The organism is Bradyrhizobium sp. B097 (assembly GCF_038957035.1).
Classification (GTDB): domain Bacteria; phylum Pseudomonadota; class Alphaproteobacteria; order Rhizobiales; family Xanthobacteraceae; genus Bradyrhizobium.
In genome coordinates this window covers 7308491-7324592 of the sequence record NZ_CP152412.1, presented here as the reverse complement: position 1 = coordinate 7324592, position 16102 = coordinate 7308491, and the positions used below count along the sequence as shown (strand labels likewise).

Sequence of the window (16102 nt, the reverse complement as noted above, 5' to 3'; positions counted from 1 at the left end):
GGCGACAACCGGGATGCCCCGACCTGGCCGTCTGTTTTCAATCACCATGTCGAGTCGTCGTTATCGCGTGTCTGCACCTGTTCGGTATCCTCGTCTTCGACCAGTTGCTCGAGCATCCGTTTCTGCTTCTGGAGCGCGTCGATTCGATCTTCCGCCTCGTTTGCTTCGATCTCGCCTAGGACCTCTCGCCGTCTCGCCTCTGAATCTTGCACTCTTTGGTCTAGATTCGGCAGCCAGCCGACTTCTAGGTAATGCGGCGACGCGGATCGCTTGTCGTGGCCGGCCAGAACGCGGATGCGACGACTGCGGGGCTCCGCGAACCAAGAGGTCGGCAGCCCGAGATTTTTCCACCGGATCAAGGTCATGACCGAGGACGGGTCGACCTCGAGGGTCCACCGGGGCGGTTGAATTTCCGCTTGTCTGGCCAGTTCGGCGAACAACATAACGCCCCAGCGCAAGACGGGCGGTTTCGCGAAAAAACGACCGAGGCCGACATAGATTGCGTGCTCGCGCTCGTTCCCTACGATCCTTCCTCGCTCGATGTCTGCCGCCAACTTGAGCAGGCCGATATCGTGACAGCGAAGCGCGCGTTCATCGACCGTCTCGAGTATCGACAGAAGACCAGACCAGTTTCGCCGATCGTACTCTGCATATGCGGCCGCGATTGCGAGGAGAGTAAAGTCCTCGGCCGTTCCGTCGGGGATCTTGCCGCCCAGTCCTTTGATCAGGCCGGCGGGATCTACGATGTTCAATCGTCCGACCGTCAGAAGCTCGTCCCACTCCCTCAGGGAAGTTTCCGAATAGGGCTCGGCGCGAATTCCGCTTTCAGTCTCGAGTACCGCGACCGGCGCCGCTAAAGCCGGAAGCAGCCAAACGTCGAATTGGTCCTTTCTCCGAACCGCTATCGGTGTCACGGTCGCCTCGGTGAGGTCGGGCTCGTCGGCGCATACCAACTCCGGGCCGAAGACGTCGTTGCGCCGGTGGCGATTGCGGAGTGGCTCGAGTCCGATCTCCTGCGGCAACTGCACTGTGTTGACCTTGGCGTCGACCCTCAGTCTTCGCGTCCAACGGCCCCAGGGTAGATCGATGGTGATCCGGTGCTGGCCGGGAGCGAGCAATTCGATCGGATGGTCTTCCAAGTCTTGGAGCGATATCTTGCGGGAGGGCATCTCATTGGAGAAGCTCTCCAAGGTCACGCACTCGTCATCCTTCAGAAAGCCGCCGAGCAGCGTGGCGCTGGACTTGTCGAAATCGAAGTGGACGTTCGGCTCGGCATTCTTGGGTTGTCCGAGCGGCGACATGACCACGTGCCCGCCTTTACCCGGGCTCTCGCGCCTCAGGATCTTCAGCCAATCTATCGCGATACCGTGCGCATCTCGGATCGAACTGTCGTCGATGCGATTGAAGGTCAGTGACGGGCCGTTGGCATCCTTCCTGAATGTCAGGCTCGGCGGTAGTTTCGCTCCGCCAATTTCGCCGGCGGGGCTGAGTTGTTTGGCAATCTCCGCCGACATTGGACCGCCGCCCGGACTGGGATCCACCACGATATTGATCTCGTCCGATCCATCGGTGCCCTTCGGAAAAAAGGGAGGCGGCTGTCTCAATTGAAATATGATGTCGACATTCGGAGTTCCGAGTTTCTGCTGGAGAGGGACGTTCACCGCCTTCCAAGCGCTTTCGCGAGCGAGCGTGCAGCCGGCATTGATCAGATCCTGCAAGGGAAACTGCAGCGTGACCGGTATCTTCAAGGGTGCGCTCTTCGAGGGCATGAAACAATCGCGCGGGATCAGGTGGGACTGCAGTCTGATCGAGCGTACGTCGCCGACAGCGGTGGCCGGGTCGACGTCGACCTTGACCGCGGCTGTAGGCAGGGGCGATAGTTCCATGATGGGCGAGAAGCCATCGATCAGCGCTCTGCCGTGGCGCTCGCAGAACGGAGTTTGAAACTTTTGGGCGCTATTCGCCGCCTGAGAGATCTTTAGCGAGATGATGTTCGTGAAGAGCCTGTCCAGATCGATGATGCGCGCTCCGGTCGTCCAATCGTACTGGATGGCGTCCTGCTCGGGATCGTCGGCCTGTAAGCCAGCCCATAGTTGCGGATCGAGTTCCTCCAAGGAATATCGGATCAGAACGCCGCGCCCGTCACCGGCCCACGCCCGCTCGCCTGCAGAACAGGCGTAGCATACGGTCAACGCGTTGCCGGGATCCGGTTTGTAGGTGCCGGGCTGAGCGTCCGGACCCATCGCACGAACGCTGCTGAGTTGCCCCAGGCTGGCGGTCGGATCCTGACACGCGTCGTAGAACAAAAACTGGTCGCGGTAGCGCCAACTCTGAAACCACTCGGCGTACTCGTCGATCTTGAGGTTTGCACGGGTAATATCGTTTACGAGATAGTCCTGACAGAGAAAGACAGGGCCGGCGCCCGGCACCGACTTCCCATGGCCCGACATGAAGATGAAAAGCTTGTCGCCCTTTCCGCTCTTTGAAAGCTTGGCAAACGACGCCAAGACGGCATCGATGTTGGCTGGCAACAGGACGGTGCCGGTCGGAAATACCGTCGGGTCCAGCGGCGCGACATGGGCGATGATGCGAGCCGGCGGAACGCCGATCGCGATCAGCCATTTCGTCGCGGAGACGGCATCATTGACGCAGCCGGGCAATGCCGGAAAGTCCGCGCGGTCGTATCTATCGATACCGATGATTATCGCGTCAGCGTTCAAGGTCACGGTTTAGGCCAGCTTTCGACAATTTTTGCGTAGAATGACGGTTGACGGAAGTAGGCGCTATGCGCTTCCGGGAAGGACACGTTCGATTCGACTTCGAAGTCCTCGATACCCGTGGTCGCCCCCGGAAATGCGCGGCTCGCGCAGAACGAAAGAAAATCGTTCCGGTCAAAGATGTTGAGCCATGGCCGATAGGGTGTTCCGGCGGGAAGCGCTTGCCTCAATCTCATCGTGCCCAATGCGTCGAACTTGAACAACACCGGCGCCTGCGATCCGACCGTGATCAGCTTCTCGACCGGCAACCGACCGGGCTGCCGAGCGCGCGATAGCAAGTCGACCATCATGATGCCGCCGAGGCTATGTCCGAGCACGACGACGCGCTTGTTCTGCTCGGCAAGAGCGACGATCTTTCTCTCGATCGCTGCGAGAATGTCGTCACCGCGGCGCTCGTAGAGCAGGATGTCGCCGACGCCCGGAGACACGCCGTTCATCAACCCGGTTCTCCGATCGCGTCCATAATGGGTGGCGACCCCCTCGGCGAGCGCCTTTACGCCATTCCACAGCCAGGAGCCAATTCCTTTCGTCTGCGGAAACAGATCGACGATGGATTTAACGAGCGCGTCGCGGTCCGCAGCGACGTAGAGGGCGCTAGGACCGGTGCCGAGCTCGTTCCGGTAACCGATGAGAGCCGTCGCCGCGATGGCGCGTGCGACCGCATTGACGAGATCTTCGTCCAACGCGTCGCCGGTCGCTGCGGCGGCGGACTTGAGAAGAGGCTCCTTCATCAACCACAGCGCAGCGTCTCGCACGGCTTGAGCCTGCACACCGCCCGGTAGAGGATCCGAAACTTTCTGAACCACCCCGGCGACCATGTCCGTCATCGCGATGTCCGCCGCCTGCACTCCGGGCTTGGCGGCGTCCTGATCGCTTTGGGCCGGCGGTCTCATCGAGGCCATCCGCAATTCGAGAAGCGGATCGCGAAACAGCTCCCCCCAAAGCGCCGCCCGGTAGCCGATTTCCTCAGAACCGATTTCGTCGGCTTTCGCCAGGGCGAGCGGTAGAACGTCCTCTATCGCCTTGTCGTCGACGTTGACTCCGAGGTCCGGTCCCCAACAAATACCTTCGATCTCGATCGCCAGCTTGTCGCGAAACCCCTCACGCAAGAGCGCCATTGTTTGGTCGAAGCCGCTCTTGCGAACGCCCGTTCCGTGGATGAAGAGCAAGGTATCCGGCATGTCACTCTCCGCATTCTCAAAAATTATCGTCGCATCGAAGTCTTTCGTTCGGGGCGAGTCGCGCGGCTTGGGAAATCAGGTCGCGCCTACGTCCTAGTTCCAGCCTCGCATGAGCAGGAAGTTCGTCGACCCGACCTCTTCGGTGACGATGAAGTCGAGATGGTAGAAGGTCCACGAGAACTTCGGCTCAGGCGGCGCCTGATGATCCGGAGCATAGAGTCCGGCCTCGAAGATCGGGCCGTCGAGCAGGGGCTCCAATCGCCGGATGAACTTGGCGCATTGGCTGGCGTAGTGGACCGACTGAAGCGTATGCCCGGACTGCGTATTCGGGGCCGATATCACGACCGAGCCGGGCGGCACGCTGCGGAAGGCGACTTGATCGTGCGCCGACCAAAGTCGCATTCGTTCGGCGCTATCTTGATCGAATACTTCATGGCCGAAGATCGCGATGACGTGAAACTTGTCACGATGGACCTCGGCGAAGATCAGATCGTTCGTCCGATCGACATGACCGCGCGGATGGATGGTCTTGCCGAGATGGAAGTGATGATAACCCATCGCGTTCAGCACGAAGTCCTTGTCGGACCACCGGTCAGCCGGTGGAGCGTTCCGGGCTCGAGCGGCTGGTGCATATCCCTTGGTGTGAGGCGCGATGGAAAGATGCGGCGTCAGGTCCTCGCCGCTTCGTACCTTTTCCAGGAACATCTCTATCGCGTCCGCATGGGCGGCCCAACGCGGATCGGCCTGCGCGGCCAGCTCGACGCTTACGGTTCGCGGGCGCCGGCCGACGTAACGTGATCGCCAGCTCACGAAATCGATCAGCAGGTCGCCGAGACTCTTTTCCTGCATGTGTTTCAGTGAGGCACGATCGTTCGGAAATCGTGGAATGACCTTCACCAGTTCGCCTCTGAATTTCTTGATGCGGGGCGGCTCTTCGATCATTCGTTGTTGCTCGGAGGGGCTATCTCGTCACTCTTGGCGCATTTTCGTATCCGTCGAGTGGCGGCACGTTCAAGGCCGCGGGCGCCGGTGGACCGCAGGGATTCACGTCGTGACACCGAAGAAGCGACTGAACCGACACCCTTACCTGAAGTGAGAAATCGAGAGGAACGGTGGCGTTGAGGGGTAGTCCTGTGCCAGCTTGAACCACCGCGCGACGGAAGGCTGCATATCGATCGGCGATTACGTAATCGGGAAAGCGTCCCGAACTCCCGGCGATCATCGGATCGGGACCCGGTGCCGCCGCACCGTTCATTTGAATTGACGAACAGGTTGCCCAGGGAGCTCAAACTCCGGCCGCGTCGGCGTCGGTCGCAAAGGCAAGAGCGAAGATCGGAAGGCAAAGAAATTCTATTTTTCATATCAATAATCCAAATGCACTACCCAGACGAGAAAATAGCCTAACTCCATCCTGCAATCGAGTCATTTGGGGCCGACACCAAGGTCGGTACAGCGTCTCAGAGGCTAGGGAACGGACGCTGCGGCGGTGGAGCCGCGTTTATTCAGAAGCAGGTCGACTTCTCGAAGGTGTTTTTCCGACAGTCCGGCTTGCTTCGCGAACTCGGGCCAGCGGTCGACTGCTTTCCGAACAATTTCGAAAAGCCTTTCGGCTTCGGCTTTCGGAATCGATGCGCGCTCGGCGACCTTCATGATGTGCTTGTTGGTCGGATTCTTTCCTTCACCGTCGACGGCAAGATTGTGTTCGCCGCCGGGCCCTTCGGAGAGTGTGAGATCGTAAGCCGGTGTCGGATGCCACACCCCGTCCTTGGCCAAGAGGAATGCGTGGTTTTTGGCGTGGTCGTCCCGATTGCGCGCGAGTACGTTAAACACCATCCGGACGAACATCTGGCGCACATGGCGCTCGTCGCGCGTCAGAGCCCGCGTCGCCTTCAACAACGTATCGTAATCGATGGATGGCGCTCGGTGGTCCGCATCAAGGAGGCCGCTGACGGTTTCCACGTGAGCGCATCCGCTTTCCGTGCGATCGAACCTGCGGGCGGCGAAGTAGACGCCCTTATTGGTCTTGATCAACTTCGTGGGCGGCATGTCGACGCCTGCGGCTCGTGCCATAAGCGAGTAGGCGTATTCTTCCCGTCCGATTTCCGCGGGATCAACGGTTGACTTGAATTTCACAAGCCAGCCATCGAAGCCGTCCGGAAGGCCGCTTCCGTTGTCCGCAACGATCGTCCCGGTCTTGTCGTTCAAACCGATCATGATCTTCGGACGAACGCCCGCGGATCCGCCTTGGATTTCCAGCAGACGGTCGATGTCGGCTTCGCCGACCTCGCCCTGGACCGCTGCAGCCTGAGCGGCGAGCCAATCGATGTCTATGGCGCCGTTGCCGGACTTCCTCAAGGACTTGTCCGGAACGTAGCGCAGCGCGCCCATCCCGCTCTGGCCGACGAACGCCAACCGGTCGAGAGGTGTCAGCAGTCTGAAATCGTGTCCGAGCTTCTGTAGCCGGCGATCCAGCAGAAGCTTTCCCCAGCCGTCGGGCAAGCTATCGTTAAACGTTCCGTGCAGACCACCGAACGGAGCATGAGGCGCTTCCTTCGCTTCTGCCACGAACGGCAAATTGAATGGAGAGATCGCAAGTTTCTTTGCCGCGAAGTCGGGATGATACTGAAAGTAAGCGCGACGTTCTTCCTTGCTCCACGCCAGTGTTCCGACCTCAATCTGCTCCCCGTAGAAGTCCAGCAGAACCGACAGCTTCTGGATGCTCTCGAAAGGCTTTGATCCGGCATTCGTCATTTTCGTCGTCCTCGCTGCCGCAGTGGCTTGGCGATCACGTCTTCTATCGTTTTTCGAGGTTTGGAAGGAAAGAGGGCCTCGAACTCCTGCTCGGCACCGAGCGCGAATGCGATGGCTATGAGGAATTCGACGGATGATTTGCCGGTCCGTTCGAACAATTTGAGAGTACCGAGACTCACTTGGGCACGCGCAGCCAAACCTTCCTGCGTCAGGTTGGCCTCCAGCCGCCGCCGCTTTGCACGCTCCGCGATTCCGGCAGAGACATCGTGCGGGGACTTCAATTTAAGGGGTATTTCCATAGCTATAAAATGTGAATATGACAATCAGCAGATAATATAATATCTCCTAAAAGTCAACTACTCGGATCGATTGGGAACCCTCTCGAGCGCGCCATCGCACGTGGCACCTGTCGGAGCCGGTCTTCGTAAACGCGTATCGCCGGATACGTTCCGGGAAATTGGAGCGCGTGTGCTCCCGCCAGGTTGTTCACGGTTGCGTTGAATACGTCGTCGGAAAAAGAGGCCAAGAAACGCGTGGCGTGTGCGCGAAAAGCTCGCGTCTATGAATAGTACACGCCCATTATGGGAAAAACTGCCTACATGTCTACGATTGGGCCGGGAGGCGGCGCGTGCTGCTGAACGGCGCAATTGCGGATCATCCGGAGTGCGAGTGCGCTGAACTGGTCGCGCGCTTCCGCCAAGGCGGTACGGCTGGGGGCTGGCCTGTTTTATCCCTAGTGGCCTAAACTGAAATTTTTGCAGTGGCCTGATTTGCTTTAAGCGAGCGGCAACCAAGGCTTAGCCGGTGTTCTCGGTAGGACTACTGAGACGGTATAGTAAATGTTCTAGGCCCATTAAGGCATTAGTGATGCTTAAATATCCCCATCACCCCCGCTCGTGGCTACTATCGGTGACGAGAACGCCCGGTTGCGCTCCCGCCCAAACAAGCAGGGAGCAGTGCCATGCAACAGCGTCGTCGTTTCAAGCAAACGCAGTCATTGGAAGAACGTCTGGCTGACGAGGCACAGCGGCTTCGGCTACAGGCTGACGTGCTCGCACCTGGGCCTGATCGGGAAGTCATTTTGAAGAAGGCCCGACAGGCTGAGACCGGCGCGCACATGAGCGAGTGGCTGCGATCCTCCGAGCTTCAGCCGCCGAAATAAGGCCGCCTCAGTTGTCTTCTGCGATCTTGCCCTTGCCGTCGCAGGTCTTGCATTTGATCGGATAGATTTTGTGGCCCGGCCGAACAGGCTGCTCAACCGGCGGGAAGCCCGTTCCATTGCAGGTCAGGCCGGGCAGATACGCTCTTTGATCTTCGGCTGCATTTTGAACCTCTCCGGCCGCCTCTTGGCGGCCTCTTTTTTGCGATTTTCGCGAATTCGTTTTTCGCCTAACAACTGAAGCGACAGGATTCGATTGAATGGTTTAGGGATGCGCCGGAATTATCACCGGCCTATTTTGCATCTGCGAGTGGGGCCGCCGCGTTCCGATGACGAAACACCGTATTTTCCCGGAATCCAACTTGGTTGTTGAAAATTCTAATCTAACTCTTGCCGGGGCTAGCTTTTCATCCCGAACAAATTTTCAGACTAAACCGGCAAGGGGCCGCGCGTGAGCGGCCCCTTTCGATTCTAAATCAGTGGCCTGTCTTGTTCTGGCGAGTGACCACTTTCGGCCAGTACCAATACACGTATCGGCCGGCTGACTCGTTCAGCCGACGCGGGGAACTTTCAAGCGCCCACTCAGCGAATTCTCTTGGCAGAGCGTTGTCATTTCACTCAAGCGACTGCTCGGCTCTGACCTCGTTGTCGGCGGACGTACCGCCACCGAAGCGCAAGGCCTCGGCGAGCCAGACGGGTCCTTCGACCGTACGTCCATACGGAACGCGGCCTGCTCCCGGTTGGCCTGGCAAACTCCAGCTCAAACAGAAATTCCGTGTTCACCGCGCGCAAAGCCTGTGCAAAACACAGCAAGCCAGCCCGGATCAAAGTCGGGTACCGACACGGGCGCGCGAACCAAGCCCCGTTGCAATGGAACGACAGGCCCACCTTGGCGAGTTCTTCGGTGCATTTCAGGCAGACACGGGCGATACCAACTACGCCGCGGCAGGCCGGGCGTGATCTGTTTCAACTATTGGACCGTCAAGCGCCGGACCCTTCGTTCCGCCCGAAATCGTCTGCGGCCGGGCCTCAATACCCTTCGCACCGGCGGACCAAACCGGTCGGCGGCGGCCATCAGGGCCTGGTCCTGGAGCGCGGTTCCGGCGCGCCGGGCGTCCGCGAAGGCCGGGCACCGCTGGCGTCCCGGTCCGTCCAGCCACCGCTGGCGATCTCGATCTCGCGTTGCAGGGCCTCGATCGTCCGGGCGTGCCTGGCCTCGTCCTCGCGGCGGGCGTTGCGTTCCGACTCGAGGAGGATTTTTAGAACCCGTATCTCGCTCTGCAGTTGGGCGATGCCGCCCTCGCTCTCGCGTCCGTCCGACGGGGCTGAGGTCGCGGCCGGCGCCGCCACCGCCGGCGGGGGGACATCCGCCGAGGCTCGCACGGCCTTGCCCTCCGCTGCAGCGGAGGCCGGACCGGCCGCTCCGGACCGGACTGGACCGTTCGGTCCGGACCGAGCACCTGGACCGTGAGCGCCGGCGGCATACTCCTTCAGGATCGCGGAAATCCGGGTCGAGCCGCCGCCGCCGAGGCGCTTGCGCACCGTGGCGCGCGACAGCGGCCTCCCTTCGGCGGCGATCGCCCTGATCGCCGCGACGATCTCCCCGTCAGTGAACTGTCTACTCACTGAGCCATCTCCAATGGGTCCACTGGCCGCAACATCTCCTGCTCGAAGGTGCGACAGGAGTCGCCCGAAAGATAGCGGGCAAGCTCGCCGAAATCGTCGTTCCTCGCAGCCAGGGGTGCCACCCGCGCCAGCGGTTTTCGTCGCGCTCCGTGTTGCTCGGCCAATGACGCCGTCATGAGGTGCAGATTGACGGGCCGGCCGGCCGCCTCGCGGATCGAATCGGCGATCAGGAGTCCCCCCGCATCGACGTCGCCCCAGTGGTAGAACGGGGCGTCCGGCCAGAACGCCGCCATTTGGCCAACCAGCATGCGGACCGGCGGTGGCGGGAAGCCGTGCGTGTAGACCACCGCGCCCCGTTCGACGTCGCGGCACTGGCCGTTGAAGCTTGTCCAGTTCTCCACCGTCATGATGAACGCGGGCTCATCCCCGCACGGCGCGCAGCTCGCCACCAGGTCGGGATTGACTGCGCTCCAGGGCAGGGCGAAGCCGCTTACCGCGGTTCCCGCTGCGTCGGCAAAACGCACCGGGGCACGCAGACAGACGGGATGGCCGAACCTGACAAGGCCCAACATCTCCCAGATCTCGTCCTGCCGCGTGTCGTCCGGCAGGGCCAGCGCGCGGCGCAGGATGGCGCCGACCGCCGCACCGTGTCGCTCAAGGAATTTCGACGACCCGGAGGTCCGCGCGGAGGCGACGCGGAAATGCGTCCCGAACGCGACGTCGAGCAGGCCGGCGGCGGTGGCGAAGACGCTGCGCACCAGCTCGGCCTCGGCCGGCAGGCGATACCACTCGGCTCCCTTGGTCCATTTGTCGGCGGCATCCTCGATGGCTCCGTCGAGCCCATCCCGGCCCGCGGCGGCGTCCCGCGCCGCCGCCACCGCGGCGGCGGCGAGCGTTCCGGCGCGGGTGATGCCGAGGTCGCGCGCCAGGCGGTCGGCATCGAGCAGCCGCACGCGCTCGATGACGTCGCGCCGATTACCGCTTGCGCGGACAAGCGCGACCGCGCCGGCACGTTCGGAACCCTCGAGCCTTTCCCGCCATGCCCGCTGCACGGCGGGCGAGGGATCCTTCGGCGCTGTTGCGGCGACCGACAGCGTGCGGGTCGCCGTCACATTGCGGTCGGCGGATTCGAGCAGCCTGATGAGAGCCCTGCGCGCGGCCTCACCGCCGGAGATTGTCATTGCGCGGCCTCCAGCGCGTCGGTCTCATCGGAGGCGAGGGCGCGTTCGCGGTACGATTCGTAGCCCTTGACCCGCGGATCCTCCTCGGCGAGGTCGTCCCGCAGCGCGTCGGACACTTTCTCCGGAACGATGTGGATGTCCTCTCCGTCGCGGGCGACGTTGATGAACGTCTCCATCGCGTGCGCCAGTACGCGGGATTTCGTGTCGGGCGCCGCGGCGACGATCTGCAGATTGGTGCCGCTCATGAACTTGAGCATCTTCACCGTGTGCTCGGTGTCCAGTCCGTCGAGTGCGTCGTCGAGCAGGATGACGCCGAGCGATCCGTTCCTGCGGTCGGGCGAAGACGATTTGGACGACACCGCGGCCGCCATGGCGATATACTGCGGAACGACGCCCTCTCCGATCGACCCCTTCTTCATGCGCTGGCGCAGCGTCGAAACGACGTCGCCGGTGCCGGCGTCCTTGACCAGCACGTCGAAGGTCCAGTACGCCTTCGGATCGCGCAGATCGTTGAGCGCGCTCTGATCGTCGCTTTCGATCATGTCGGCGATGGAGCGGACGGCGCGGGCCTGCTCGGTGTCGACCTCGAGCGCGTGCAGTGAGGGCATCGCCCAGTTCGGATCCTCCGTCGCACGTTCGACCAGATCGATGATCGCCCTGAACTTCTCGACCGGGTTCATCCTGAACAGGTATTTCTCGCCGTAGAACTCGTGCTGCTCCATCTCGCGATTGAGGTCGTCGCGCGTGTCGCGGATCTTCGAGAAGGCGTGCACCAGCAGGCTGACGAACTCGTTGCGGAATGCGTCCGAGAGCTGGCGGCCCGCTTCCTCGGCCTCGGCAGTCTTGTCCAGCAGCGTCGAGTTCTGCAGGAGGTCGCGCATCGCCCGCGTTTCGCCAAGCCGCTCGCGCCATGCCTCCCCGCTCAGCACCGGCATTGCCACCTCCGGGAAGTCCGCCGCGTGTTTCGCCCACGATTCGTGACCACGCGCGATCCCGGCGCGGCTCTCCTCGGCGCGGGTCTCTGCAGTTTCGAGCGTCTGCTTGTGTTCGCGCCAGAAGTCCTTGGCCTCGGTCAGTATGCCGAGGACGCGCCGGCGCACCTCGTGGGCAGCGTCGTGTTCGCGGAGGGCCTTTGCCTGGCGATCGAGTTCGGCGGCGGCGAACTGCTGTCGTGCCACATCGATCTCCGCCTCCGCGCGCGTGACCGCGTCGTGTGCTTTTCTTGCCGCCTCACGTGCGAGCGACCATTCTTCATCGCGCTTCTTCCGCTCCGCCTCGAGCTCGCGGATTTGCTGCTCTTTTTGGGGATCACGCTGCCCGCGAAGCTTCTGCAACTCCTGGCGGCTGCCGTCCACGGCGGTCTTCGCCCGCCGCAGATCGTCCACGACCGAACCCAGGGTCTTCAGGGAACTCCCGGCCTGTCCGATCAGCGTCCGATAGGCGTCCTTGGCAGCTTCGAAGACCTTCCTCTCGGTTACTGCTTCCTGTAGCTCGCCATGCAGGCGCTGAAGGTCCGCCGCGGCGTTCGCGGCCGCCTGGGCGCGGCCGCGCCGTCCGACCAGCAGATAGCGCTGCGGTCGCATCTTGTAGGAGGAAAAGCGAGTCGCGCGCATGAGGTCACTTGTCACGGCGTTGGGCTCGCGCTCGATGTCTGCTTCGGTTCTTACCCGCTTGATGCGCCCCAACACCGCGTTGACGTAGGCGGCGGCGGTGGCGCTTTCGGCTTCGACGACGGCGGCCAGCGAGTCGGAGGCCGGCGGCTGCGCGCCGACCGTCAGGACCGATGGCTTGACGATCTCGACCCCGTCGCTGCGGGTTGAGCGCCGTTGCACCCGGACGGCATCGATGTATTCGTTGCCGTCCTTCAGGATCATGGCCTCGCGGGCGTTACCTAGCACGGATTCGACCGCGTTCCGCCATTCCTCCTTGCCTTCCCTGATGTCGATCAGATCGCAAAGCGCCGTCGCGACGATTTTGTTGGCCGCCAGGGCGTCGCGCAGAGCTTCCGCCTCGGGTCGCAGCAACGCTTGGTCGATGGCCTCCGAGCGCGCTCTGCGCGCAAGATCGTCGCGCGTCTTCGAGATCCGCTCCTCGCGGGCTGCCGCGGCGTTGTGAGCACGCGTGAGCTCCCGCACGGCTTCGGCTCCCACCGCCTCTACGGCGCGCTGCAGCGCGTCGGCGTCGGAAGCCATGGATTGGATTTCTACGTCGTCCTGCGCCCGGCGGAAGTCGGCTCCGGCGTCCGCGATCCTGCGGACGTTGCGGCTATCGGCGTCCCTCATGTAGCCCACGGCGGTGCGGATCGCATCGATCGCCTCAGCGCGGCGTTTGAGCTCCTTTCGGACGTCACGCAACCTCGTCTCCTCGCCGGAGAGGTCACGTTCAGCATCCCGGATTCGCGTTTCGAGTGCAGCGGCGCCGCCAGAATTGCGCGCCTCGTCGACGCGCCGGCCGGCCTCTTCCTTGCGATCGTCCGCCTTCATCTCGGCTTCGTCGGCTGCCTCGGCCTGCGTCCGCAGGTTGACCAGCTTTTCCTCGATGGCGCCGATCTCGGATTGGCGCTGGCCGACGGCCGCCTCGGTCGCCGCCGCCACGCGACCGCGGGCCTCGCGATCGTCCTCGGCGGCCTTCGAATAGTAATCGACCACGGTTCCGAGCGAATCGATCTGCTTGTTGATGCTCCCGATGGTACGCACGATCTCGCGATAGAACGCCAGGCGTTCGCGCATCCGTCCGATGTCGATGAAATCGGTCTCGAGGACATGGGCGCGCATGAAGGCCGTGATGTCGCCGACCGGCTGGAACACCAGCGCGCGCTTCACCGCCCTGTAATAGGAACTGGCGTCCGCATGCCACGAACCGTAGGTGAGCAGGTTGAGAAGATAGGTGGAGTAGTCAGACGCGCTGTCGCATTCCTCGACCTTTCGGCCACTTGCCCGCAGGCCGTCGACCGCCTGGTCGAACCCCTTCGCCATCTCGCCGTCTTCGGCCATGAAGACGAGATCCGCGGTCGTCACGCCGCCGCCGGTCACGACCATGAAGCGTGTGTTGGGCCGTTCGCGGTGTTCGTGCGCCACGATGTGCACGACACCGGCGACCTCCGCGCCCTCGCGGGGGCGAAACGACAGGCCGATCCAGGTCTGGGAGCTCTTGCGAACCACCTTGGCCTTCTCGTTCTCGTCGTGCCGGACGACGCCGAGACAGTATTCCTGCAGCGATCTGTGGGCGTCCGGCCGGTTCTGCCGCACCGCCGCGGCGTTGTAGACGACGAGATCGCCCGCGCCGCCGGTCAGTCCGGTCTGGATCGCATCGACGCACGAACTCTTGCCGCTGCGGTTCGGACCGAGGAAGACGGTGTTGCCGGAAAGCTCGATGTCTTCCCGTTCGATCAGGTAGAAGTCGATCAAGGACAGACGGACGATCTGCGGTGTTTGGAGTTCCTGCCGGCTCATGCGTCGGCCTTTTCTTGGCCGGAGCTGCCTTCGCCGCCGACATCGGACGCGGCGGATTCGCTCCGCGCTTCCCTGGCATAGCGCTTCAGTGCCTCAAGCGGCTCGGACACTGCCACCAGGCTGATCGATGGCCTGACGGTGAAGGGCATTCCCTCGTGGAAAGTCGGCGGCAGCGACACCTGGATAATCCCGTGGTTCTTCAGGAACCGCAGGATGTCGAGCATCCTGACTTTGCCGGGCGGATCCTTCCTGGTCTTTTCCTTCCAGAGGTCGTAGAGGCCGTCGGTATGCCATTCGGCGTTACCGTTCACGAGGCCGGTGGTCTGGATGGCATTGTCGTAGAACGCCCGCAGCAAAAGGATGGCAATGGCCTCATCGACGCGCAGCGGCGGCGCCTGGTGGGCGAGCCGCTTGTCGCGCGGCGTATCGGGAGCCTCGGCGATCGGCGGCATCAGACAGACCATCTTGATGTTGCCCGAGGTATTGAACTGAAGCCGCCATCCGAAGACGTCGAACAATCGCTCGGCGAAGGGGCGGACCTGATCGTCGTTGAGCAACTCGTAGACGTCCTTGGAGCCGAAGTCGTTGCCGAAGATGAATTGCCGCTGCATCAGTGTGCGGAAAGCGCGCTGGACGGCGACCTTTGGATAGCGCGTTCTGGCGAGGACCTCCTCGTATTCCTGCAATCCCGACAGAGCGTTCATCGCGGGGGCTCCGTGATTCTGGTGGCCGTGAAGTTGGGCAGTTCGCCGTATTTGCACGCGGCGACGCCCTCCGCGGGCGCTAGAAGCCAACCCTTGATTCGTCGGCCGCGGCCGGTGAGCGCGAGCAGGGCGATGTATCGCCAGGTGAACCAGTCCTTTGCGTTGCCGGGCGCGAGAGCGACCGCGTCGCCGTCGCCCGTCGAACCCAGGTAGGCGAGCGCATGTCCGGCGGTCGGCTCGGAGGCGAAATCGAACGCGCGGCAATCCTGGATGAAGCGCTTCCTGTAGGGATCTTCAGGCGGCCGCCGCAGGACGCGCGGCTCCGGAGGGGGCAAGGGCTCCCTGGCCTCGGGAAAGCGGGATTCGCCCACCGGCTCGAGGCAGTTGAGCAGCGGCAGAACGCAGGGAAGCTCCACGTGATCCTCGAGCAGCGCCAATTCCTCGAGGCAGGACTCGACGCGTTCGCGGATGGTCGCCGGATTGCGGCCGATGAATCTGAGGATGTCGCGGATGCGGCTTTCGATGCCGACCTGGCCCTCATCGATGCGGACGCGCAGGCGTTCGATGTCGTCGAACGAGGTCGAGATCTCGGAAAGCCGTCTGCGGATCAGCGCCTCGGCTTCGCCTTTGGTCGCCGCATGACCGGCCTCGACATAGGCGGCCATCGCCTTCTCCATGGCCGCCGCCGAGCCGAGGATATCGCGGACGGCGCGGGTGACGTGGTGGCGGGACCGCCACGGGTTGTTTTGGGACAGGATCTTGGTCCAGTCGCGGATCAGGATATTGCCGACGAATTCGGCGAAGAACACGTCGACCGAATCATCCATGCCGTCGGCGGAGTTGAGCCGACGCACCACGGACAAAAGCGCCGCATCAATGCCGGCCATATGGCGCCGGAATCCGACGGCTGTCTGCCACGCGGCATCGATGTTGGTGGCGTGCATCGTCGGGTCATCGGCGGCCGCGCCGATCAGGGAAGAGACCTGCGAGACCAGTCCCGTGAAGCTCTTGGCGACGTTTTCCTTCAGGTCGCGCAGCACCGTCATCAGCCGGCGGTAGCCATCGGGCATCGTTACCCGGATCAGCCAGCGGTCCGACTCCTCGACCAGCCAGCCGCCTTCGCGCATCTTCAGATACAAATAGTCGGACGACGCCGATTCCGGCTCGTCTTCCTCGCCTTGTTCGGAGCAGCCTTGTTCGGAGTTCGGCGGCGGTGCCGGCATTCCCTCGATCGCGGCGGCAATCGAGTTCTTGACCTGATCGCGTTCGGG

11 protein-coding genes are annotated in these 16102 nt (G+C 62.6%); 1 reads left to right on the top strand and 10 read right to left on the bottom strand.

Annotation, left to right across the window (positions count from 1 at the left end; translation table 11 throughout):
• Positions 1-41: 41 nt before the first annotated feature.
• The 5 genes from AAFG07_RS33595 to AAFG07_RS33575 form a co-directional block, all read right to left on the bottom strand.
• Positions 42-2726, bottom strand: coding sequence for a caspase family protein (locus AAFG07_RS33595; protein WP_342723988.1), 2685 nt, complete (start codon positions 2724-2726; stop codon positions 42-44).
• Positions 2723-3958 (bottom strand): hypothetical protein, encoded by a 1236-nt coding sequence (locus AAFG07_RS33590; protein ID WP_342723987.1) that lies wholly within the window; start codon positions 3956-3958, stop codon positions 2723-2725. The genes AAFG07_RS33595 and AAFG07_RS33590 overlap by 4 nt, the downstream gene beginning before the upstream one ends.
• Positions 3959-4051: 93 nt before the next feature.
• A complete protein-coding gene (locus AAFG07_RS33585; protein ID WP_342723986.1) occupies positions 4052-4900 on the bottom strand; it encodes a hypothetical protein in 849 nt (282 codons plus the stop codon).
• A 522-nt stretch (positions 4901-5422) separates the two neighbouring features.
• On the bottom strand, positions 5423-6709 hold the full coding sequence (locus tag AAFG07_RS33580) for a type II toxin-antitoxin system HipA family toxin (RefSeq protein ID WP_342723985.1): 1287 nt from the start codon (positions 6707-6709) through the stop codon (positions 5423-5425).
• Positions 6706-6990 (bottom strand): helix-turn-helix transcriptional regulator, encoded by a 285-nt coding sequence (locus AAFG07_RS33575; protein WP_342723984.1) that lies wholly within the window; start codon positions 6988-6990, stop codon positions 6706-6708. Before AAFG07_RS33575 ends, AAFG07_RS33580 begins: the two co-directional genes overlap by 4 nt.
• Before the next feature lie 680 nt (positions 6991-7670).
• Here AAFG07_RS33575 and AAFG07_RS33570 point away from each other — a divergent pair.
• A complete protein-coding gene (locus tag AAFG07_RS33570) occupies positions 7671-7871 on the top strand; it encodes a hypothetical protein (RefSeq protein WP_342723983.1) in 201 nt (66 codons plus the stop codon).
• Positions 7872-8942: 1071 nt separating this feature from the next.
• On the opposite strand, the gene AAFG07_RS33565 is transcribed toward AAFG07_RS33570, so the two are convergent.
• The 5 genes from AAFG07_RS33565 to AAFG07_RS33545 are packed head-to-tail and all read right to left on the bottom strand — an operon-like array spanning position 8943 to position 16054.
• Positions 8943-9494, bottom strand: a complete 552-nt coding sequence (locus AAFG07_RS33565) for a DNA-binding protein (protein WP_342723982.1) — start codon at positions 9492-9494, stop codon at positions 8943-8945.
• On the bottom strand, positions 9491-10675 hold the full coding sequence (locus AAFG07_RS33560) for a Wadjet anti-phage system protein JetD domain-containing protein (protein WP_342723981.1): 1185 nt from the start codon (positions 10673-10675) through the stop codon (positions 9491-9493). Before AAFG07_RS33560 ends, AAFG07_RS33565 begins: the two co-directional genes overlap by 4 nt.
• Positions 10672-14127 (bottom strand): SbcC/MukB-like Walker B domain-containing protein, encoded by a 3456-nt coding sequence (locus AAFG07_RS33555; protein ID WP_342723980.1) that lies wholly within the window; start codon positions 14125-14127, stop codon positions 10672-10674. The genes AAFG07_RS33560 and AAFG07_RS33555 overlap by 4 nt, the downstream gene beginning before the upstream one ends.
• Complete coding sequence (locus AAFG07_RS33550; RefSeq protein ID WP_342723979.1) at positions 14124-14831, bottom strand: DUF4194 domain-containing protein; 708 nt, start codon at positions 14829-14831, stop codon at positions 14124-14126. Before AAFG07_RS33550 ends, AAFG07_RS33555 begins: the two co-directional genes overlap by 4 nt.
• Positions 14828-16054 carry a Wadjet anti-phage system protein JetA family protein gene (locus tag AAFG07_RS33545; RefSeq protein ID WP_342723977.1) on the bottom strand — a complete coding sequence of 409 codons (1227 nt, stop codon included), beginning with the start codon at positions 16052-16054 and terminating at the stop codon, positions 14828-14830. The genes AAFG07_RS33550 and AAFG07_RS33545 overlap by 4 nt, the downstream gene beginning before the upstream one ends.
• Positions 16055-16102 lie beyond the last annotated feature (48 nt).

What these genes read in the sequence shown, in the direction of transcription:
- AAFG07_RS33550 (WP_342723979.1), bottom strand. Translation starts at nt 14,831, where the DNA reads ATGAACGCTCTGTCGGGATTGCAGGAATACGAGGAGGTCCTCGCCAGA.
- AAFG07_RS33545 (WP_342723977.1), bottom strand. Translation starts at nt 16,054, where the DNA reads ATGCCGGCACCGCCGCCGAACTCCGAACAAGGCTGCTCCGAACAAGGC.
- AAFG07_RS33555 (WP_342723980.1), bottom strand. Translation starts at nt 14,127, where the DNA reads ATGAGCCGGCAGGAACTCCAAACACCGCAGATCGTCCGTCTGTCCTTG.
- AAFG07_RS33585 (WP_342723986.1), bottom strand. Translation starts at nt 4,900, where the DNA reads ATGATCGAAGAGCCGCCCCGCATCAAGAAATTCAGAGGCGAACTGGTG.
- AAFG07_RS33580 (WP_342723985.1), bottom strand. Translation starts at nt 6,709, where the DNA reads ATGACGAATGCCGGATCAAAGCCTTTCGAGAGCATCCAGAAGCTGTCG.
- AAFG07_RS33570 (WP_342723983.1), top strand. Translation starts at nt 7,671, where the DNA reads ATGCAACAGCGTCGTCGTTTCAAGCAAACGCAGTCATTGGAAGAACGT.
- AAFG07_RS33560 (WP_342723981.1), bottom strand. Translation starts at nt 10,675, where the DNA reads ATGACAATCTCCGGCGGTGAGGCCGCGCGCAGGGCTCTCATCAGGCTG.
- AAFG07_RS33590 (WP_342723987.1), bottom strand. Translation starts at nt 3,958, where the DNA reads ATGCCGGATACCTTGCTCTTCATCCACGGAACGGGCGTTCGCAAGAGC.